The organism is Saccharospirillum sp., assembly GCF_040881935.1.
Lineage (GTDB): Bacteria > Pseudomonadota > Gammaproteobacteria > Pseudomonadales > Natronospirillaceae > Saccharospirillum.
Genome location: NZ_JBBECH010000030.1, coordinates 34,660 through 54,825, shown reverse-complemented (window position 1 = coordinate 54,825; position 20,166 = coordinate 34,660). Strand labels below are relative to the sequence as shown.

The window sequence follows — 20,166 nt, the reverse complement described above, 5'->3', positions numbered from 1 at the left end:
GTTAGAACGGCATCTTGAAGCCGGGAGGTAACTGCATGCCGGCAGTCGTGGACGACATTTTTTCCTGGCTCAGGGCTTCTACCTTGCGCACAGCATCGTTGACCGCTGCGGCCAGCAAGTCTTCCAGAAGCTCTTTGTCTTCCTGCATGACCGACTCGTCGAGCGCGACCTTTTTAACATCGTGACGGCCGTTCATGGTGACTTTCACCAGCCCGGCACCGGATTCACCAGTCACTTCAGCGCGCGCCACTTCTTCCTGCATGCGCTTCATGTCTTCCTGCATCTTCTGGGCCTGTTTCATCAGGTTTCCCATGCCACCTTTTGTCATCGTTCAAGGCTCCTGTTGTAAGTGTTTTTGACCATCAGGTGCGACTGACCATCAAATAGTAAATTAACGCTGACCATGGATTTCAGTTGTTATTGGTACCGCCAACCTGGATACACAGCCTCAGACTCAACATTGCTTCAAGAAACCGACGGCAACGGACTATACGCAGGTTTTACCGTATCGGTCTGCAGATTCCCATCGTAACGAGACACCAGCGACTGCACGAAGGGATCCTGATGCAGCGCGGTTACCGCCATGTCATAAGCCGCGTTGTGCATACGGTCGAACCAGGCCTGGGGCGTTTGCTCAGCCACACCAAACTGGTAGTCGAGCCCGGTGACGCCTGGTAAAAAGTTGCCCAGCACCGCCATTAATCGTTCTATATGGGTCTCATTCATCAATTTTCGATAGTTATCCGAAATAACCAGTTGCAAGCGACCGTCTTCAAAGCCGGCCCAGATGGAATGAGCGAACAGTGTTTTGGTCATGCCCGAAAGCCCCAGCTTGTGCAGCGTCACCTGCCACCAGAATACCGGATCGGCGGCCCGGTCGATATCCGGCCAGCGCGCCGGGTTGGTGTCGGGGTGAATCAGCTGATTCGGATTGTGAGCAACGTCCGCCCGGGGCTCGGGTTCAGCCGGGCTTTCTGGCTGAACCGGACTTTTAGATGGTTCCGGGGTAACCGGCTCGCTGTGCGGCGACGGTTCGGCAGGTGCTTTTGCGACAGAGCCTTCTACTGCAGAGTCTGTCTGAACCACCGTATCAGCCTGAACCGGCGCCTCGACAGGTTCGGGCTGGCTGGGTGCAGGGGTCTGCGGTGCGGCCGCCGGTACCGGGTCGTTGACGGGCGCCGGAGGCGTTACCACCGCCTGGTCTGCGAGCACATCGGCGACCGGGCGCGGGGCGGGCTCCCGATCGGCGATGTTCTCATGGACATCCTCCCAGGGCGCCGGGTCGTCATCGCGATCACCGGTGTCGGGCGAGGCCTCCGGGGCAGGCGCCGGATCCGGCACTGCTGTTTCAGTCGCCGTCTCAACCGGAGCGGCTTGCAGGGTCGGGGTCGCCGGCTCGTCGGAACTATTCGTCGGAGCAGGCGCAGGCTTTGGGGGCGCGTCAACCGGTTCACTACTGACACGGCTTTCCAACGCTGGCAATGAATCCACATGGCGCGCCGGGCTCGGGCTAAACGCCAGCATGCGCAACAGGGCCATTTCAAAGCCTGCCCGCTCGCTGGGGGCCAGCGCCAGGTCTTTCGCGGCCAGGGTGCCGATCTGGTAAAACAAATGCACATCTTCCGCCTGCGCCTGAGCGGCCAGCGCTGCTATGGCTTCACGGTCGCCCTTGCTGTTGTCGAGCGCCGTCGGTGCCGCCTGAGCGATGGCAACGCGGTGCAGCGTCGACAGCAGCTCATTCAGCAGGGTTCGGTAGTCCGGTGCGTGTTCGGCGATGCCGGCAACCTGTTGCATCAGGCTGTCGGCATTTTTTTCGATCAACCCCTTAACCAGGTGCAACACCCGTTTCAGATCCACCGTGCCAAGCATGGTGGCCACGTCGGTCTCGCGCAGCTCGCCCTCGCCATAGGCAATCGCCTGATCGGTTAAACTGAGGGCATCGCGCATGCTGCCGTTGGCGGCTTCGGCGAGCAGCCACAGCGCGGGCTCATCGAAAGGCACCTGTTCCTGCCCCAGAATGGAGTTCAGGTAACTGACGATGCTCTCACGCGTCATGTTCTTCAGGTTAAATTGCAAACAGCGCGACAGCACCGTGACCGGCAATTTTTGCGGGTCGGTCGTGGCCAGCAGGAATTTAACGTGCGGTGGCGGTTCTTCCAGCGTTTTCAGCAAAGCATTAAAGCTGCTGACCGAGAGCATGTGCACTTCGTCGATCAGATAGACCTTGTAGCGGCCTCGTGTAGGCGCGTACTGGACGTTCTCGAGCAATTCACGGGTGTCTTCGACCCGGGTGCGCGAGGCGGCATCCACTTCTATCAGGTCGACAAACCGGCCTTCGGCAATTTCTGTACAGGCTGAACACTGGCCACAGGGTTTTGAACTGACGCCCACTTCGCAGTTAAGGCTTTTCGCCAATAAACGGGCAATGGTGGTTTTGCCCACCCCGCGAGTACCGGTGAACAGATAGGCATGGTGCAATCGCTGTTGGTCGAGCGAGTTGACCAGCGCTTTTAAGACGTGGGCCTGACCCACCATTTGCTCAAAGGTGGCGGGTCGCCATTTACGGGCCAATACCTGATAAGACATGAAGGCTCATGAAACCGGAGAAACGAAACTGTATCCTAACTTGGAACAGGTAATGCTGCCAGAACAAAAAAAGGGTTGATAAAACAAGAGGTTAGTAAGCTAGCAGAAATTAGCGACCCAATGAAACCCAGGTGGTTTGGGCAGTCGTTTGTAACAATTTATAACAAAGAGTGGGTGGCGGCTCCACCAGCCACACCCCGGCACACGAGAAAGTCGCTACCGTTGCTCCCTTCCGGGCCTGGCGGGGTTTACGACCGTTCGTTGCGGGGGGACCAGCAGAGCCACCCTAACGCAGAGCGCGGCATTATGCCTGTGATATTTAAAAACTCAAGGGGGTGGCCGAAAACAGTGGTGTCTTATCTTATCTCACATTTCGGAGTTCACTTTGACTTCGCCCTTAATCCGCGACGGATGGCGGCACACAGTGATCCGGGCTGGACTTGGTGTGCGTATCGCCGGAACATACAACCGAGCAAGTACCTACGTCCCGGTCGACAGGAACACCTTACTCTATGACAAAACTTACACTGGGCGTCAGCAGCTGCCTACTGGGCGATGAAGTCCGCTTTAACGGCGGACACAAGCACCATCGCTGGCTGACGCACACCTTTGGCCAATACGCCGACTTTGTACCCTACTGCCCCGAAGTCGCCATCGGTATGGGGATTCCGCGCAACCCGATCCGGCTGATCAGTACCGACACAGGCACCCGCGCCGTCGACTCGATGAACCTGACCGACGACTACACGGAACGGCTACAACACTACGCTGAATCCATCGTGCCACAGCTCGATGCACTCGATGGCTACGTCGTTATGCAAGGCTCGCCCAGCTGCGGTATGGAACGCGTAAAGCTGTACAACAAGAACATGATTCCCGAAAAAATTGCTGCGGGCCTGTACACCGGGGTGCTGCAACGTCACGCCCCGGCAATACCATTCGAGGAAAGCGGCCGCCTGAGCGACCCTAACCTGGTAGAGAACTTCGTTCAGCGTGTGTACGTCTACCACGACTGGCGCACCCGGCAACCATGGCGCACCGCCAAGGAGCTAATCGATTTTCACGCCCGGCAGAAATACCTGCTCATGATGCACGACTACCCGACTTACAAACGGCTTGGGCAGAAACTGTCGAACCTTAAAGACATCGACAACCGGGGAGCCTTTGGCCAGGCCTATCTGGTCGAGCTGATGGCTGCGCTGTCGAACATTCCGAAGCGGGGTCACCGGGTCAATGTACTGCAGCATGTCATGGGCTATTTCAAGAACCAGCTGTCGGAAAAGGAAAAAGCGTCGCTGATTCACTCGATCGAGCAGTACCAGGCCAGCGAAGTGCCTTTCATTGTTCCGGTTGCCCTGCTCAAGCACTACATCTTTCTGCACGGCGACCAGTTCCCCTATCTGATGAATCAAACCTTCCTGAACCCCTACCCGGAGGAGCTGGGATTGAGGAATCCGATTTAAGAACTATCTTTTTGAACCAACAGAACCCGGCCAGCGTATCAAAGTCACGTCTAACTTATGTCCAGAGTTTTAAATGACCCAACTTGTCTGGTTCCGAAACGATTTACGTGTCAGCGACCACAGCGCCCTAACCGAGACCTGCCAGGGGCACGACTCTGAGGTAAAAGCCATTTTCCTGTGGACACCGGAGCAATGGCAGCAACACGATTACGGTCTGGCCCGCCAATACAGCATTCGATCGGCCCTGGTTACCCTTGCCCGGGATCTGGCCCAACTGGGCATCCCTCTGACTATTTTGCACGCAAAAACCTGGATGTCGGGCGTGGATCAGTTGATCGGGTTCGCCCGCACCCACAAGGTCAGCCAACTCGCGTTTCACCGTGAATTTGGCTGGGATGAAGTGCAGCGCGACCAGTACGCCATTAACCAGACCCGTGAAGCCGGAATGGAAACCTGGATCGGTGAAGACAGAGTCGGCTTCGACCCGGCCACTCTGTTAACCAGGCAGGGCGAGATGTACCGGGTGTTCACCCCGTTCAAGAAGCGCTGGTTAAGCCAGCATGCCGAAACGCCATTGGCTGCACCGCTGCCTGTACCATCACCAACAGGACCGGAAGTTAGTGAGTTGCCCGACATACCCGAGGTGAACTGGCCCGGCTCGGCTGAATTGCCGTTGAACGAGCATGAGGCACACGATCACCTCAGCGAATTCAGTAAAACCATGCCAGACTACAAGACATTGCGGGATCTGCCCGCGACAGAAGGTACCTCGCGATTGTCGGCAGCCCTGGCCAGCGGCGCCATCAGTCTGCGCCAATGCATGCACAGCGCCTTCTCGCACCCCAATGTTGACAGTGCCGGTGTGCAAACCTGGTTATCAGAACTGATCTGGCGCGAGTTTTATCATTATTTGCTTTACTGGCGCCCGGAAATCGCCCGTCACAAGCCTTTCTACCCACGCTGGGATGCCTTCCCCTGGCAGCAGGACGAAACCGCCCTGCACCGCTGGCAACAAGGCCAGACCGGCGTACCCATTGTCGACGCCGGCATGCGCCAGCTTGTGCAAACCGGCTGGATGCACAACCGGGTCCGTATGATCGTCGCCATGTATCTGGTCAAACTACTGAAAATCGACTGGCGCCAGGGCGAACGCTGGTTCGCACAACAATTGCTCGACATCGACTTAGCCAGCAACAACGGTGGCTGGCAATGGTGCGCCTCAACCGGGGTCGACGCGGCGCCCTATTTCCGCATTTTCAACCCCTATACCCAATCGGAACGGTTTGACCCGCAAGGCAGCTACATTCGTCGATGGGTGCCGGAACTGGCCAGCGTACCCGCAGCAGCCATCCATAAACCAACGCAACAACTAGCACAACATATGGGGTATTCGCAACCGCTCGTCGATTACAAACGGGCACGCGCCGAAACGTTGGCGTTTTTCAAGAAGCTGTGAGCTGTGAGCTGTGAGTTTTTAGCTAACAGCTCGAAGCTATCAGCTCACAACTATCTCCAGGGAGATCTTTATGCTTGAGCATATGCAAGAGGTGTACAACCGGTTGAACCGGGACACCGTTAAAGACGGCCTGCTGGGTGAGCTGTATGACCGAGACATTGTGTTCATCGACCCGATGCACCACATCGAAGGGCTCGATAATCTGCAGCGCTATTTTGAAGGCTTGTACCAGAACGTCGATGAAGTTTCGTTCAAATATCTGACCCAATGGGAGCAGAACAACGAAGCCATGCTGCGCTGGGACATGACGTTTCGCCACCCGAAACTCAAAGGCGGTGCACCCATTCTTGTGCCGGGCGTTACCTATTTAACCTTCGATGAAAAAATCACCCGCCATCAGGATTATTTCGACAGTAACCAGTTGATCTTCGATCACGTACCCGCACTGGGTTCGTTGCTTGGCTGGTTAAAGGGACGCCTGAATTGAATCGTATTCACCACAAATACTTATCAAGTTACCGAATAAAGGACACTCAATGATTCAACGCATTGCCATCATTGGTACCGGCATCGCAGGCCTGACCACGGCGCGCATGCTGCACCCGCATCACGACATTCAGGTGTTCGAGCAGAACGACTACATTGGCGGGCATACCCACACCCGGGATGTCACCATCGATGGTCGTACCTGGGGCGTCAACACCGGCTTTATCGTTTACAACGACTGGGTGTACCACAACTTCAACAAGCTGATGGCACCGCTGGCGGTCGAACGCGAGCCCACTGAAATGAGTTTCAGCGTGCGCGATGACGCCACTGGCCTTGAGTACAACGGTCACAATCTCGACACCCTGTTCGCGCAACGTCGCAACCTGGTGAACCCGCGTTTCCTGGGCATGGTTCGCGACATTCTGCGCTTCAACAAAGAAAGCCTGGAAGATCTCGAAGCGGGCAACCTGACACCGGAGCTGACTCTGGGCGACTACTTCCGCCATAAAGGCTTTGGCAATACCTTTATTCGCAAATACATCGTGCCCATGGGCGCGGCGATCTGGTCCTCCGGTGAAACTGAGATGGAAGCCTTTCCCGCCTTGTTCTTTGTCCGGTTTTTTAAAAACCACGGCCTGCTTTCCGTAAAGCACCGACCGCAGTGGTATGTCATTCGAGGCGGCTCGCGCAGCTACGTCGCACCACTGATAGAACCCTTCAAAGACAAGGTTCACCTGAACCGGGGTGTTACCCGGGTCGAGCGCGATGCCGAAGGTGTCACCCTCACCTTTAACGATGGCCAAACCGAGCGGTTCGATCAGGTCGTTTTCGCCTGCCACAGCGATCAGGCACTGACGATGTTGGCCTCACCCACTGAAAACGAGCAACAGATTCTGGGCGCCCTGCCCTACAGTAACAACGAGGTGGTCTTGCACACCGACGACACCCTGTTGCCCAAAAACAAAAAGGCCTGGGCCGCCTGGAACTACCACATACCGCGCAACCCTTCCGAGGCGGTCGGTTTAACCTACAACATGAACCTTTTGCAGAACTTCAGCGACGCACCGGTAACTTTCTGCGTGACACTGAACCGCGCCGCAGACATCGACCCGGCCAAAGTCATCGACCGGTTCAGCTACGCCCACCCAGTCTTTACCAAAGCTGGCATGGAAGCCCAGACCCGTTACCACGACATTGGCAACCAGCACCGCACGCACTTCTGCGGCGCCTACTGGTTCAATGGCTTCCATGAAGACGGTGTCAACAGCGCCTTACGCGTCGTCGCCGACTTTGGAGTGGATCCATGGCACTGAACAGTTGCCTTTACCAGGGTTGGGTTCGCCACCGCCGATACAGCCCCGCGGAACATCGGTTTACCTACCCGCTGTTTATGCTCTACCTCGATCTCGATGAGATCGACGAGGTGTTTTCGAGCTCACGCCTTTGGTCGGCCGAACGTTTCAACTGGGCGAGTTTTCGCCGGGCCGATTACATAGACCCGGCCATTCCCGATTTAAAACAGGCCGTCATCAACCGGGTCTGCGCGCAAAGTGACCTGCAACCCGAACAGATCATCTCCGTCCGGGTTCTGACCCATGTGCGTTACCTCGGCTATGTATTCAACCCGGTCTCGGTCTACTACATTTTTGGCCGTAACGACCAGTTACTGGCCGTCATGCCCGAAATCACCAACACCCCCTGGAAGGAACGCCACGCCTATGTGCTACTGGCAGACCCGTCCGTAGCCGTCAAAACACCGAACCCGGCCTACTACGAACCGAGCCGGGTTCATCGCCACTACCGCGAATACCGCCTGAGCAAGGCGTTTCATGTATCCCCTTTTCTGCCTATGGATATGGACTACCGCTGGGTCTTCGGCCTGCCGCAACCGACCCTGCGCATTCACCTGGGAAATTACCGAGAGCAACACAAGGTGTTCGACGCCACCCTGGTCATGGACGCCACACCCATTACCGCCAGAGCCATGCGCCGCGCGCTCATCCGTTTTCCCGCCATGACCGTAAAAGTGGTAGCAGGCATCCACTGGCAAGCCTTCAAATTGTGGCTGAAGAAGGTTCCCTTCATCCCACACCCAAACAAAGAAAAAAAGGAAACAACGGCATGACAACGGCCACTCCGACGCGTTTCGACGGGACCCAGGGTCCGCTGGCCCAACGGCTGCTTTTTAAAGCGCTAAGCCGTTTTCACACCGGGTCCCTGACGCTGCACGACGACTCCGGCACCTACGTCTTCGGGAATCCGGATCAGGACGGACCGCACGCCAGCGTCCAGATTCACAACACTCGCACCTACCGGGAAATGCTGACCGGTGGCGCACTCGCCGCGGCCGAATGTTACGTCGCTGGCTTCTGGGACACCTCCGATCTGGCCACGGTAGTGCGGGTATTTGCCGTCAACCTCGACACCACCTCAACGCTCAACAAAACCCTGGGGCTGATCACCAAACCGATCTTGCGCCTGGCACACTGGTTCAACCGCAACGACAAAGCCGGCTCGCGCAAAAACATCAGCGCCCACTACGATCTCGGCAACGATCTGTTCGAAGCCTTTCTCGACGACAGCATGATGTACTCCAGCGCCATTTACCCGAGCGCCAACGCCACCCTCGAAGAAGCCCAGCGCCACCGGCTCGACCGCATCTGCCAGAAGCTCGATCTGAAACCCGGCGACCATTTGCTGGAAATCGGCACCGGCTGGGGAGGCATGGCCATCCACGCGGCGCAGCATTATGGCTGCAAGGTCACCACCACCACGATATCCAACGAACAGTTTGATTACACGCGCCAGCGCATCGAACAACTTGGCCTCACGGAGCAGATCACCCTGTTGAAACAGGATTACCGCGACCTGACCGGTCAGTACAACAAACTGGTCTCCATCGAGATGATCGAAGCGGTCGGGCACGATTATCTGCCCAGCTACTTCCGGGTGTTGTCTGAGCGTTTAACCGACGATGGCGCGGCGCTGATCCAGTGCATCACCATGCCGGATCAGCGCTATCAGCAATACCGCTCCTCGGTCGACTTTATTCGCAAATACATCTTCCCCGGCGGTCACCTGCCTTCGCTGTCGATTCTGACCGACAACATGAAGCGCCATACCGACCTGCAACTGGTCCATCTGGAAGACATGACCGAGCACTACGCCCGCACCCTGAAAGACTGGCACCAGCGTTTCGTCACCGCCCGCGACCAGATTCTGGAACTGGGTTACGACGACACCTTCTATCGCCTGTGGCGCTATTATTTTGCCTACTGTGAAGGCGGCTTTACCGAACGCGCCATCAGTACCCACCAGGTCATGTTTGCCAAAGACAAAAACCGCCAGACCTGGATCGACCCGGCGCGATGAAAGCAAAGGCTGCCAAAGTCTTTTTTAATTACGCAGGCTTTCAGATCGGCTGGTTCCTGCTGGTGCTAACCCAGTCGGCCTGGGCGATCTTCTGGGCACTGGGTTTTGCAGTGGTGCACGCTCTTCTGGAAGGCAACCGACGCGAATGGCAGGCTACCCTGCCGATCATGGTGTTCGGTTTACTGACCGACCTGCTCTGGCATCTGAGCCAGGCCGTCCAGTTTCACGGTACCGGGCAACCGGTCCCCCTGTGGCTGGTTGGCCTGTGGCTGATGTTCCCGCTAACACTGAATCATTCTCTCGCCTGGCTGAAAGGCCGTCTGAGTTTGCAGGTGATACTCGGCGTGTTCGGGGGCGGTGGCAGCTATGTGGCCGGTGCCCAGTTCGGCGCCGCCACCCTGACGCCTTTTGGTCTGATCGCCGTGCCGCTTGCCTGGGGCCTGTGGCTACCCCTGTTTTACTGGTGGATCGATCGGCTGAATCACAGTCACCCGACTCAGGTAACGGCGTCATGAACACCCCGACCGCCCTGATCACAAAAAACCCCGCCAAAACCAGGCAAGCAGCCCTGCTTTGCCTGGTTTTGGCCCTGTTAGGCATCACCAAAGTAGCCGCTGAGACCCGAACCATCGAGTTTGTCGGTAAAGCCTACGATGTAGAAACCAGCGAATTGCTCTACACCGAAGAGCATCGTCTGGAGCAGGAAGACGGCGTACCACGGCAGGAAACCGTTCGCTATATCACCTCGAATGGCGACCGGCTGGCACAAAAAGACATGACCTACTGGCGACCGACACGCCCGGCCTACCAGTTAACCGTGACCGACCCTGCCAGAACTGAACTCGTAAAACCCGATGACGACGGCGTATCCATCGAATCGGTAGAATCCGGCACCCTCGAATGGTCTGAAGACGCCGCTTCGGTCATCGACGGGGGCTTTCATTACTTTATTGTCGACCACTTCGATACCTTGCTGGCGGGCGATACCGTCGATTTTCAGTTTCTGGCCCCTACCCGCGTCCGCTGGCTGGGCCTTCGCGTGAGCCCCGTAGACCAGATTGAAGGTCAGCTCGTGCTTGAGCTTAATGTTCAGAACCGGGTACTCAGTTGGGTCATCAGCGATATTGAACTGACTTACGACATCGATACCCAGCGTCTGCTCAGCTACCGTGGCCTAACCAATCTGCCTAAGCCCGGCGGCGGCAACTACACCGCCAACATCGAATACCAATACCCGGAGGGCCACTAACCATGAACCCGAACCGCGCCAACAACCTGCTGCCCTTGATGTTGCTCATTCTGGGCGTTGCGCTGTCAATCACCCTGATCGCCTGGATGCTGTTGCTCAACCCATGGCCCTTATTTTCTGAACAGGGCCAATGGCTGACCAGCCAAGTCTGGGGTCAGATCTCACTGTTCGACCTCTACAGCGGCTTTTTTATCGCCCTGGCGCTGACCTGGCTGTTCGAACCCAACCCCTGGGTTCGAATTCTGTTGCTGATTACGCTGCCGACACTGGGCAATCCTGTGTTGGCAATCTGGTGCGTAACCCGCTGGCAGCAATTAAAACGCATGGCAGCATCCGGGGATTTTGACTAACCTGTAAGCATTGAGTATGTTTGCGGCCCTTTTCCCGGCCCCATGGTGGCATGTAGCGGATGTCTTCACCGGTTTTTAAGCCCAAGTTTCTGCATCGCCTGTCGTTCCGGCTTTCCCGTAGCGGCGTTATTCTGGCCCTGCTCGTCAGCCTGGTCAGCTCGGGGTATCAGGTCTACAACGATTTTCGCGTAGAGCAAAACTCGCTCGACGAATCGATTGAGCGGGTGATGGATGCCTCGCGCTTTGCGGCCACCCGAGCCGTGCATACGCTCGACTACAACCTGGCCAGCGAAGTGGCCAATGGTATGTTCGTCTACAACTTCGTCACTTACGTCGCCATCATCGATGAACTGGGCTCACCGCTCGCCGAACGTTCCGCCGAACAGGACCAGCGCCAGCAACACTGGTACGAACGCTTCGTCACCAACCCGGTACAAACACTGGAAGCCCGGCTCGAAACCAACGCCCTCGGCAGCAATGTCTATGGGCTGTTGCGCATGGAGATCGACACCGTACTGGCCTTCCAGAGTTTCGCCGACCGGGCGATTTCAACCTTTTTGCTGGGTGTATTTAAGAACTTCATACTGATTCTGCTGTTCCTGTTCGTCTTCTACCGCCTGATCACCAAGCCCGTTAATATGATGTCCAATTCATTGGATGCCATTGATGCCGAAAACCCCAACGGCCAGCGCCTAACACCGCCCAGCGGGCACGAACGTGATGAACTCGGGCAGCTGACGGCCCATATCAACCACTACCTGAGCAACGCAGAACGGCTGATCACCGACAAAACCCTGGCCAAATACGAAGTTGAAGAGTCCTACACCAATATGCGGCGCCTGATCGATAACCTGCCTCATTTGATTTACGTGAAAAACCGGTCGGGCGAACTGGTGCTGGTCAACGAAGCCTTTGCCCGCGCCTTCCAAACCTCGGTGGCTGAACTGACCGGCCAGCACCATAGCCAGATTCTCGATGAATACGACGACAAGTCGCGGCACCTGATCGTCGAAGCCGACGACCAGGTGATGGTAGACCAGCACAGCCTGTTCATTCCAGAGCTCGATTGGATGAACGTCCACGGCACTCTGACGGCGCTGGAACTGCGCATTCTACCCATCGAGTTTCGCGGTGAACCGGCCGTCTTGTCGGTCGGCGTCGACATCACCGAGCGCAAGCGCAACCAATCGCGCATGCAACACATGGCCTATCACGACCCGCTGACCGACCTGCCCAACCGCCATCTGTTTCTCGACCGGCTGGGGCAATCGCTGCGGCGCGCGGAACGCTCCGGGCAATTTGGCGCTCTGGTGTTCATCGACCTAGATAACTTTAAGAACATCAACGATTCCATGGGCCACAGTGCCGGTGACGCCCTGCTGCGCGAAGCGGCTTCCCGGTTAATGGACGCCGTGCGCAATGAGGACACCGTGTCACGCCTGGGCGGCGACGAATTCGTCATCTGCATGGCCGACCTCGGGCACGATAAAAGCGAAGTCAGCATACTGGCCTATCAGCGGGCCGAGCGGCTGCGCAAATCGCTCGGGGAACCCTTCTTTATCGGCGACCAGCCATTGTCGGTAACCGCCAGCCTCGGCATCGCCCTCTACCCCGAGGGCAGCACCAGCGCCTCCGACTTGCTGCGTAACGCCGATACCGCCATGTACCAGGCCAAAGCCCACGGCAAAGACAACGCCATTCAATTTGAACAGGCCATGGCCGAAGCCACCGCCTTCCGACTGACCATGGAAAAAGATTTGCGCCTGGCCGTGGAACGCCGTGAGTTTTATCTGACATTCCAGCCCCAGGTCGATGTGCGCGACAACAGCATTCTCGGCGCCGAAGCGCTGATGCGCTGGCAACATCCGACGCGGGGCACGGTATCTCCGGTAGAATTCATACCGGTGCTGGAAAACATGGGCCTGATCTTCAAGGTCGGCGAGTGGGCATTGGAAGAAGCCTGTGCCACCGTGCGCCGTTGGATGGACGCAGGCCTCTGGCACGAAGACCAGGTGTTGGGCATCAACATAAGCCCGCAGCAGTTTTCGCAGCCGGAGTTTTTCGCCCAGGTGAAACAGGCGATAAAGCAATGCAACATACCAGCCCGGTGCATCGACCTGGAAATTACAGAGGGCATGGTGATCAACGAGGTGGAAGAAACCATCGTGCGCATGAACGAGATTCGCCAATACGGTGTCTCTTTCTCCATCGACGATTTCGGCACCGGTTATTCAAGCCTGAGCTATCTGAAACGTCTGCCGCTCGATGTCCTTAAAGTCGACCAGTCGTTCGTGCGCGACCTGACCACCGACAACAACGATGCCGCCATTGTCGAAACCATTCTCGCCATGGCCCAGCACCTTAACCTGAAAACCATCGCCGAAGGCGTTGAAACCAAAGAGCAACTGGCCTTTCTTGAATCTATTGGTTGTTTGCGCTACCAGGGTTACTTATTCTCCGCCCCACTGTGCGCTGCAGATTTTGTCACCCTGCTGCAAGACAATACCCAGGCAAAAACGGCCGCCCTGTAACCCGCTGGTGGCCCGGCCATTCCAGACTCTGAACCCCGAGGCCCGATTGTTGTGACCTATTCCGTCAAAGAAATGTTCTACACCCTCCAGGGCGAAGGTGCCCACACCGGCCGTGCCTCCGTGTTTTGCCGCTTTACCGGGTGCAACCTCTGGAGCGGCCGCGAAGCAGACCGTGCCACCAGCATCTGCACCTTCTGCGATACCGACTTTATCGGTACCGACGGCGAAGGCGGTGGCAAGTTTGGCAGCGCCACCGAACTGGCAGATGCCATAGCGGCGCTATGGCCAACGCCTACCCCAACCAACGACACTCGTGTAAAACCCTACGTCGTGTTCACCGGCGGCGAACCAGCCCTGCAACTGACCGAAACCCTGATCGACGCCCTGCACCAGCGCGGCTTCGAATGCGCGGTGGAATCCAACGGCACCCGCCCGTTACCGGCCAATCTCGATTGGGTCTGCATCAGCCCCAAGGGCCGCAGTGACGTGATCATAGACCAGTGCGACGAACTCAAGCTGGTATACCCCCAGCCAGAAGCCCCGCCCGAGCGCTTCGCGCACATTAACGCCAGCGTTCGTTATCTGAGCCCGTTAAACCCGTTCGACGCCGAGACCCTGCACCCGGCCCGCGAAACCAGCACCCAGACCGCCATAGCCTATTGCCGCGAACACCCGGAGTGGAGGCTGACGCTGCAGTCGCACAAAGTGGTTAACATCGCCTGAGTAAAACCAGAGGCCTGTCCTCCTACAAAAGAACACACCCTTGCGTCAGCTTACTGTGGCTTCCTGGCCAACAACAGCACATATCGTCCCAAATCCCGATAGGGTGCCTGTTCGCACAGGCGTTGTTCCATCTCAATGATGTCTTCATCGCTGTACCATGACAGCACCGTCGGTTCCGTTAAATCTGAAAAGGTGCGGATACCGGCCTGAGTCAATATTTCGAAACCAGCCGTCTCCAATTGCTGACAAATGGGTTCGGGACTCAGGGGTGTAATTGGGGTAAGACCACCGGCCAGGCCTTGTAGCTGGCCGGTTTTGACTTTCTCCAGGGTGCCTCGCATCAAATTACGCAGTTCGAGCATGTGGCGGTTATACACCATCACCCCGATCACACCGCCCGGCGCTACCCAGCTCATTGCTCTGTCCAGCGCGGCTTGGGGGCCTTCCAGCCATTCCAGCACGGCATGCACAATCACCAGGTTCCGGTCTGGCCCGGAATCGAATTCGAACACCGAAGCCTGGCTTACCAGGCACTGACCACTGGCAATCGATTCCGCGGCATCCTGCTTAACCCGGGCCACCAGATCACCGGCCACATCGAAATACTCCACCCGGTGACCCATACCCAGCAGCCATTGCGTCATTTGCCCCAGGCCACCGCCAGCATCCAGAACACTTAGACCCGGCTGGGCTAACTCTGGCACGTATTTCGGATACAGAGTTTCCAGCAGAGTCTGGCGAATACGGCCCTTCAAACTGCCGTAAATATTCTTCGAAAACCGCTCCGCCAGCGGATCAAAATTAACGTATTCCTTCACTACCGCCGATATCCGTCGGGATTCTGGCTTTGCCAGCGCCAGGAGTCGGCCATCATGTCTTCCAGGCCCAGTTCGGCGTGCCAGCCGAGTTCCTGTTCTGCGTAGGCCGGGTCGGCGTAGCAGCAGGCGATGTCGCCGGGGCGCCGATCTACCAGCTTGTAGGGCACTTTGTTGCCCGATGCGTTTTCCAGCGCCTTCACCATATCCAACACGCTGTAACCAACCCCGGTGCCGAGATTATAGGCCACACAGCCTGGTTTGCTGTTCAGTTTTTCGATGGCCTTGACATGGCCTTTGGCCAGGTCGACCACGTGAATGTAGTCGCGCACGCCGGTGCCATCGGGTGTGTCGTAGTCGCTACCGAACACCGAGAGCGCCTCGCGCTTGCCGATGGCCACCTGGGTAATGAAGGGCATCAGATTGTTGGGAATACCGTTCGGGTCTTCGCCGATGGTGCCGCTTTGGTGCGCCCCCACCGGATTAAAGTAGCGTAACAGAGCCACCTGCCATTCAGCATCCGATGCGTTCAGATCACGCAGTATGTCTTCGATCATCAGCTTCGAGCGGCCATAGGGGTTGGTGGCGCTGAGCGGAAAATGTTCCTGAATTGGCACGGTATGCGGGTCGCCGTAGACAGTGGCCGATGAACTGAACACCAGGTTCTTGCAACCGTGGCGCTTCATCATCTGCAGCAGACAAATAGTGCCGTAGACATTGCTGTCGTAGTAATCGAGCGGTTTTTCAGTGCTCTCCCCCACCGCTTTCAAACCAGAAAAGTGCACAACCGAATCAATATCGTGCTCGCTGAACACCCGGTCGAGCAACCCGGTATCGCGTATATCACCTTCCACAAAATCAACCGGCTGACGCACAATCGCCTCAACCCGGCGCAGCGATTCAGCCGAACTGTTCACCAGGTTATCCAGCACCAGCACGGTATGCCCGGCCTGAATCAATTCAATACAGGTGTGGCTGCCAATATACCCGGCTCCGCCGGTCACCAAAACGGTCATAAAAACTCCTTTGTTTAACCCACGCGGAACATTAAAAGACGCAGTACACTAAATGACGCGAAACACTAACTGACGCAAGACACTAAAAGACGCTAAACACGGAAAGACGTCAATTCCTGTCCTGCTTCCCTTCATGTTTTACGTCTTTTCATGTTTCGCGTCTTTTCATGTGTTGCGTCCCTTCATGTCCTGCGTTTTTTTCTATTGTCTAATCAGCGCCAGGAGTTCCTGGGTTTTTTCTTCCATCAGTGCTTTATCGCCCCGGGTTTCGACGTTCAGGCGAATGACCGGTTCGGTGTTCGATTTGCGCAGGTTGAAGCGCCACTCGGCGAATTCCAGCGAGAGACCGTCGATGTGGTCTTCGGCAATGGCCTCAGCTTTGTAGGCGTCGTATACGCGGGCCATGGCTTCATCCGCGTCGGCGACTTTGCTGTTGATCTCGCCGGGGGATGGGAATTTGGCCATGCGCTCGCTAACCAGTGCCTTGAGCGAGGTTTTTTTCTTACTCAGCAAGTCGACTACCAGAAGCCAGGGAATCATGCCCGAGTCGGCATAGGCGAAGTCGCGAAAGTAGTGGTGGGCGCTCATCTCGCCGCCGTAGACGGCATCTTCCTTGCGCATTTTCTCTTTAATAAAGGCGTGGCCCGATTTACACATGATCGCTTCGCCACCATTGGCCTCGACGATCTCGACCGTGTTCCAGGTTAAACGCGGGTCGTATACGACCTTGGAGCCCGGTTGTTTGACCAGAAAGGCTTCGGCCAGCAAGCCGACAATATAGTAGCCCTCGATAAACTGGCCTTCGTTGTCCCACAGGAAGCAGCGGTCGAAATCACCGTCCCAGGCGATGCCCATATCGGCGCCGTGTTCCTTAACGGCCTTGCTGGTCACCGGCTGCTGCTCGTGCAACAGGGGGTTGGGAATGCCGTTGGGAAAGGTACCGTCGGGTTCATTGTGAATCTTGATCAGTTCGATCGGTGCGCCCTTGGCTTTCAGGGCGGCTTCCAGTCGATCGAGCGACGGGCCGGCGGCGCCATTGCCAGCATTGGTGACCAGCCGCGTCGGGCGCAGGTCGGAAAGATCGAGGTAGCCGATCAGGTGTTCGGTGTAGGCCTGGCTGTTGCCTTGCTCTTTCAGTGTGCCGCGTTTGGCGGCTTTTTCACCGTATTCACCGGTCTCGGCCATTTTACGAATGTCATCGAGGCCGGTATCGCGCGAGATTGGCTTGGAATCCTCGCGCACCATCTTCATGCCGTTGTAATTAATGGGGTTATGGCTCGCGGTCACCATGCACCCGCCCTCGGCCTTGAGGTACTTGGTGGCAAAATACACCTCTTCTGTGCCGCACAAGCCAATGTCGATCACATTGGCGCCGGAATCCAACACGCCATCGGCGAAGGCCTGCTTCAACTCTGGCGAGGTTTCCCGAACGTCGCCACCAACGACCACGGTTTTAGGATTCAGGTAGGCCGCAAACGCCCGTCCAATCCTGTAGGCAATGTCCGTATTCAGCTCCACACCCAGCTCACCGCGTATGTCGTAAGCGCCAAAACAGGTCAGTTCAGTCATGAGGTGCTCCGTTTTAGATGTGCCCCGATTATAGGTTGCAAAAGGCCCTCCTTGCAGTCTTTTTTAAAACCGACCGGCGAAGACTGGGCAATAGAGGCTGTCGGTTAAGACGAGTAAAGGTTCAGTCGTAGGAAGCCAGCGTCAGCTGGGCGACAAGAAGCTCCGGGGCCGGTGAATAAAACCACCGCCCAAAAGGTCAGCTTCACCGGTTACCTATCCTCACCGTCACCCAGAGGACTAGCTTCCTACAAAAGACCAACCACCAGGGGTTGCGTTGCATATTGGGTGACGCCTCCTAACCCGCTATACTGCCGGCCAGCTCGTCATATTCGGATCCGACATTGTTTACCTGGTACATCTGCCGAGAAATCATCAAGCCCTTTGCGCTGATTACCGCCATTCTGATGGCGTTGCTGATCGCCGGGGAAATGAGCGAAACCCTCGGCCGGGTGGTATCCGGGCAATATTCCGACTGGGCCATTATCGCCATCATCGGCTTCCAGCTACCCATACTGTTACCTGAGCTGCTGCCCGCGGCCTACTTTCTAGCCGCTCTGACCACCCTGAACCGGCTTAGTGAAGATTCCGAACGCACCGTGCTGCATGCCATCGGCGTTTCCGATACCGGTATTCTGGTGAAAGTACTGGTCTATACCGCGTTACCGGCGATGGTGATCATGCTGGCGTTCACCCATATCATCACCCCCATGGCCGAACGTGGCTTATCCGACTACCTGTTCAGCCAACAGAACCGGCCCCTCACCGATATTGTCTCCCCCGGTGAATTTTTCTCGCTGAACCAGCGCGATGCCACTTTGTACGCCCGCTCGGCCAACCCGGCCCAGGAATCCCTGCTGAGCCTATTCGTCGCCCAGGTCGACGGCGACCGGATTTCAGTGAATACCGCGCCTTCGGCCCGCATTCAAGTTGAGCAGCAACGCCAGTATTTAACCCTGTTTTCAGGCCGCCAAACGGTCTTCAGCCTTAACCCGGATGAGACTGAACGCATTAATTACCAGAGTTACGCCCTGTACATCCCCACTGACGACTCTGGGTCCCAGAACAACCCGCGCGAAGCCCATGGTTCAGATGTGTTGTGGCAAAACGGCAGCCAGGCCAACCGCAGCGAAGTCATAGAACGCACGCTAACGGCGGTGTTGATTCTGGTACTGGCACTCTGGGCCGTTGGCCTCACCCGGGTCAAACCCCGCAAAGCCAAGGTGGGCGCCATTGCCATGGGCATTATTCTTTACATCGTGTTCACCTTCAGCCAGCAAACCCTGCAAACCGCGGTTGAGAAGGGCCAGCTACCGCTGATCGCCAGCCCCTGGTGGTTTCTGGTCGCCCTCGCCCTACTGGGCCTGGTACTGATACGGAGGCCCGGCTGATGGGGCTTTCGATCCTTAACCGTTACATCCTTAAACGCACCGCCGTGTTTATTGCCATTGTCGTTTTGGCGATTGGTGGTTTACTGCTGGTGATGGGCGTGGCCGATGAAATCAGCCGGCGCGGCAGCGATACCTACACCCCCGTCGATGCGTTTTTATACCGGCTCTACAGCCTGCCACTGGAGGTCTATCAGTTCATTGGCCCCATGGTGTTGCTTGGCACCTTGCTCTCGGTGGCCGGCATGGCCAAAAACAGCGAGCTGGTGATTATTCAACTGGCGTCGCGCAGTGCTTACGGCTTGGTCGTGCGGCTGATATTGCCAGGGCTAATGCTGCTTCCGATTGTTTATGTCCTCGGCGAATGGGCCGCGCCACAATTGCGATTGCAGGCCGAGATAACCCGGGCCCAGAAACTCGACCGCAACTTGCCAACCCTGAGTGGCCAGTGGTACAGAGACAACCAGTGGGTCATCAACGTCGATCTGGTCTCCCCAGACCGGGACATAACCGGCCTCACCATCTTCGAATTGGATGCCGATAATAATTTGGCCATGGTCACTTACGCGCCAACCGCCAGCCCCATCGACCAGGGCTGGATGCTCAACAACGTCAAGCAGGTTGAGTTCAACGAAAACTCCGTACTGCACAGCGCCTTCGACACCCTTAACTGGCAACCGGCCAACTTCAACGCCAACCTGCTCAGCATTCTCAGCCAGCGCGAACGCGAACTGACGCTACAGCAGTTGTGGGTGCAAGTGCGTTTCTCACTGGAACAAGCCCTGCCCGACCCGCGCCTGGAGCTCACCTTCTGGAGCCGCCTCTGGTTCCCGGTGCAGTACATCGCCATGCTGTTTCTGGCACTGGTGTTCTCGTTCGGGAGTTTTCGGCAAAAAACGCTGGGCGATGCCGCGTTCAAGGGCGTGGCCCTGGCGATTGCGGTGCAATTGGTAACGGATACCCTGGGCAGTTTGTTGATGGTGATGGGGCTAACCCCAGTGCTGGCTGCACTGGCGCCATCGTTGTTATTTTTGGGGGTTACTGTTTGGCTGGTCAAAACCCGGTTGTAAAGACGCGGAACAATAAAAGACGTAAAACAGTAAAAGACGCAAAACAATAACTGACGTAAAACATTAAGTGACGTGAAACACTTGGAGACGCA

The 20,166-nt window shown here is 56.8% G+C and carries 18 protein-coding genes and 1 other RNA gene; 13 read left to right on the top strand and 6 right to left on the bottom strand.

The annotated features are described in order from the left end of the window. Position 1 precedes the first annotated feature (1 nt). The 3 genes from WEB54_RS04665 to ffs form a co-directional block, all read right to left on the bottom strand. Entirely contained in the window at positions 2 to 328 is a 327-nt protein-coding gene (locus WEB54_RS04665; protein ID WP_368053547.1) for a YbaB/EbfC family nucleoid-associated protein, read from the bottom strand. Positions 329 to 465: 137 nt separating this feature from the next. Further along, a complete protein-coding gene (gene dnaX, locus WEB54_RS04660) occupies positions 466 to 2,586 on the bottom strand; it encodes a DNA polymerase III subunit gamma/tau (protein ID WP_368053713.1) in 2,121 nt (706 codons plus the stop codon). A gap of 181 nt (positions 2,587 to 2,767) precedes the next feature. Then, positions 2,768 to 2,864, bottom strand: an RNA gene (gene ffs, locus WEB54_RS04655) — signal recognition particle sRNA small type. 234 nt (positions 2,865 to 3,098) lie between these two features. On the opposite strand from ffs, the gene WEB54_RS04650 reads away from it, so the two are divergent. The 11 genes from WEB54_RS04650 (at position 3,099) to queE (ending at position 14,219) form a co-directional block, all read left to right on the top strand. Continuing rightward, positions 3,099 to 4,049 carry a YbgA family protein gene (locus WEB54_RS04650; protein ID WP_368053553.1) on the top strand — a complete coding sequence of 317 codons (951 nt, stop codon included), beginning with the start codon at positions 3,099 to 3,101 and terminating at the stop codon, positions 4,047 to 4,049. A 73-nt stretch (positions 4,050 to 4,122) separates the two neighbouring features. Continuing rightward, entirely contained in the window at positions 4,123 to 5,505 is a 1,383-nt protein-coding gene (locus WEB54_RS04645; protein WP_368053711.1) for a deoxyribodipyrimidine photo-lyase, read from the top strand. Between the two features lie 70 nt (positions 5,506 to 5,575). After that, a complete protein-coding gene (locus WEB54_RS04640; protein WP_368053557.1) occupies positions 5,576 to 5,992 on the top strand; it encodes a nuclear transport factor 2 family protein in 417 nt (138 codons plus the stop codon). Between the two features lie 49 nt (positions 5,993 to 6,041). Then, the gene (locus WEB54_RS04635) at positions 6,042 to 7,307 is read left to right on the top strand and encodes an NAD(P)/FAD-dependent oxidoreductase (protein ID WP_368053709.1); all 1,266 of its coding nucleotides are present in this window, start codon (positions 6,042 to 6,044) and stop codon (positions 7,305 to 7,307) included. Next, entirely contained in the window at positions 7,298 to 8,119 is an 822-nt protein-coding gene (locus tag WEB54_RS04630) for a DUF1365 domain-containing protein (RefSeq protein ID WP_368053707.1), read from the top strand. The genes WEB54_RS04635 and WEB54_RS04630 overlap by 10 nt, the downstream gene beginning before the upstream one ends. Continuing rightward, positions 8,116 to 9,366, top strand: coding sequence for a class I SAM-dependent methyltransferase (locus WEB54_RS04625; protein ID WP_368053562.1), 1,251 nt, complete (start codon positions 8,116 to 8,118; stop codon positions 9,364 to 9,366). The genes WEB54_RS04630 and WEB54_RS04625 overlap by 4 nt, the downstream gene beginning before the upstream one ends. Next, complete coding sequence (locus WEB54_RS04620; RefSeq protein WP_368053705.1) at positions 9,363 to 9,881, top strand: DUF2878 domain-containing protein; 519 nt, start codon at positions 9,363 to 9,365, stop codon at positions 9,879 to 9,881. Before WEB54_RS04625 ends, WEB54_RS04620 begins: the two co-directional genes overlap by 4 nt. Further along, entirely contained in the window at positions 9,878 to 10,615 is a 738-nt protein-coding gene (locus WEB54_RS04615) for a hypothetical protein (protein WP_368053703.1), read from the top strand. Before WEB54_RS04620 ends, WEB54_RS04615 begins: the two co-directional genes overlap by 4 nt. A 2-nt stretch (positions 10,616 to 10,617) precedes the next feature. Continuing rightward, positions 10,618 to 10,965 carry a hypothetical protein gene (locus WEB54_RS04610; protein ID WP_368053568.1) on the top strand — a complete coding sequence of 116 codons (348 nt, stop codon included), beginning with the start codon at positions 10,618 to 10,620 and terminating at the stop codon, positions 10,963 to 10,965. A gap of 59 nt (positions 10,966 to 11,024) precedes the next feature. Then, positions 11,025 to 13,496, top strand: coding sequence for a putative bifunctional diguanylate cyclase/phosphodiesterase (locus WEB54_RS04605; protein WP_368053570.1), 2,472 nt, complete (start codon positions 11,025 to 11,027; stop codon positions 13,494 to 13,496). A gap of 51 nt (positions 13,497 to 13,547) precedes the next feature. Further along, positions 13,548 to 14,219, top strand: coding sequence for a 7-carboxy-7-deazaguanine synthase (gene queE, locus WEB54_RS04600; protein ID WP_368053700.1), 672 nt, complete (start codon positions 13,548 to 13,550; stop codon positions 14,217 to 14,219). Positions 14,220 to 14,269: 50 nt separating this feature from the next. On the opposite strand, the gene WEB54_RS04595 is transcribed toward queE, so the two are convergent. The 3 genes from WEB54_RS04595 to WEB54_RS04585 form a co-directional block, all read right to left on the bottom strand. Beyond that, positions 14,270 to 15,037, bottom strand: coding sequence for a methyltransferase domain-containing protein (locus tag WEB54_RS04595; RefSeq protein ID WP_368053698.1), 768 nt, complete (start codon positions 15,035 to 15,037; stop codon positions 14,270 to 14,272). Beyond that, complete coding sequence (gene galE, locus WEB54_RS04590; protein WP_368053696.1) at positions 15,037 to 16,050, bottom strand: UDP-glucose 4-epimerase GalE; 1,014 nt, start codon at positions 16,048 to 16,050, stop codon at positions 15,037 to 15,039. Before galE ends, WEB54_RS04595 begins: the two co-directional genes overlap by 1 nt. Positions 16,051 to 16,251: 201 nt before the next feature. Next, entirely contained in the window at positions 16,252 to 17,619 is a 1,368-nt protein-coding gene (locus WEB54_RS04585; RefSeq protein WP_368053694.1) for a phosphomannomutase CpsG, read from the bottom strand. 341 nt (positions 17,620 to 17,960) lie between these two features. Between WEB54_RS04585 and lptF the strand changes: the two genes are divergently transcribed. Both lptF and lptG read left to right on the top strand, forming a co-directional pair. Next, on the top strand, positions 17,961 to 19,007 hold the full coding sequence (gene lptF, locus WEB54_RS04580; protein WP_368053692.1) for an LPS export ABC transporter permease LptF: 1,047 nt from the start codon (positions 17,961 to 17,963) through the stop codon (positions 19,005 to 19,007). Continuing rightward, positions 19,007 to 20,074, top strand: a complete 1,068-nt coding sequence (lptG, locus tag WEB54_RS04575; protein WP_368053690.1) for an LPS export ABC transporter permease LptG — start codon at positions 19,007 to 19,009, stop codon at positions 20,072 to 20,074. Before lptF ends, lptG begins: the two co-directional genes overlap by 1 nt. Positions 20,075 to 20,166 lie beyond the last annotated feature (92 nt).

What these genes read in the sequence shown, in the direction of transcription:
- WEB54_RS04605 (WP_368053570.1), top strand. Translation starts at nt 11,025, where the DNA reads ATGTCTTCACCGGTTTTTAAGCCCAAGTTTCTGCATCGCCTGTCGTTC.
- dnaX (WP_368053713.1), bottom strand. Translation starts at nt 2,586, where the DNA reads ATGTCTTATCAGGTATTGGCCCGTAAATGGCGACCCGCCACCTTTGAG.
- lptG (WP_368053690.1), top strand. Translation starts at nt 19,007, where the DNA reads ATGGGGCTTTCGATCCTTAACCGTTACATCCTTAAACGCACCGCCGTG.
- WEB54_RS04650 (WP_368053553.1), top strand. Translation starts at nt 3,099, where the DNA reads ATGACAAAACTTACACTGGGCGTCAGCAGCTGCCTACTGGGCGATGAA.
- galE (WP_368053696.1), bottom strand. Translation starts at nt 16,050, where the DNA reads ATGACCGTTTTGGTGACCGGCGGAGCCGGGTATATTGGCAGCCACACC.
- WEB54_RS04625 (WP_368053562.1), top strand. Translation starts at nt 8,116, where the DNA reads ATGACAACGGCCACTCCGACGCGTTTCGACGGGACCCAGGGTCCGCTG.
- WEB54_RS04610 (WP_368053568.1), top strand. Translation starts at nt 10,618, where the DNA reads ATGAACCCGAACCGCGCCAACAACCTGCTGCCCTTGATGTTGCTCATT.
- WEB54_RS04640 (WP_368053557.1), top strand. Translation starts at nt 5,576, where the DNA reads ATGCTTGAGCATATGCAAGAGGTGTACAACCGGTTGAACCGGGACACC.
- WEB54_RS04585 (WP_368053694.1), bottom strand. Translation starts at nt 17,619, where the DNA reads ATGACTGAACTGACCTGTTTTGGCGCTTACGACATACGCGGTGAGCTG.
- WEB54_RS04620 (WP_368053705.1), top strand. Translation starts at nt 9,363, where the DNA reads ATGAAAGCAAAGGCTGCCAAAGTCTTTTTTAATTACGCAGGCTTTCAG.
- WEB54_RS04665 (WP_368053547.1), bottom strand. Translation starts at nt 328, where the DNA reads ATGACAAAAGGTGGCATGGGAAACCTGATGAAACAGGCCCAGAAGATG.
- WEB54_RS04635 (WP_368053709.1), top strand. Translation starts at nt 6,042, where the DNA reads ATGATTCAACGCATTGCCATCATTGGTACCGGCATCGCAGGCCTGACC.
- WEB54_RS04645 (WP_368053711.1), top strand. Translation starts at nt 4,123, where the DNA reads ATGACCCAACTTGTCTGGTTCCGAAACGATTTACGTGTCAGCGACCAC.
- WEB54_RS04615 (WP_368053703.1), top strand. Translation starts at nt 9,878, where the DNA reads ATGAACACCCCGACCGCCCTGATCACAAAAAACCCCGCCAAAACCAGG.
- WEB54_RS04630 (WP_368053707.1), top strand. Translation starts at nt 7,298, where the DNA reads ATGGCACTGAACAGTTGCCTTTACCAGGGTTGGGTTCGCCACCGCCGA.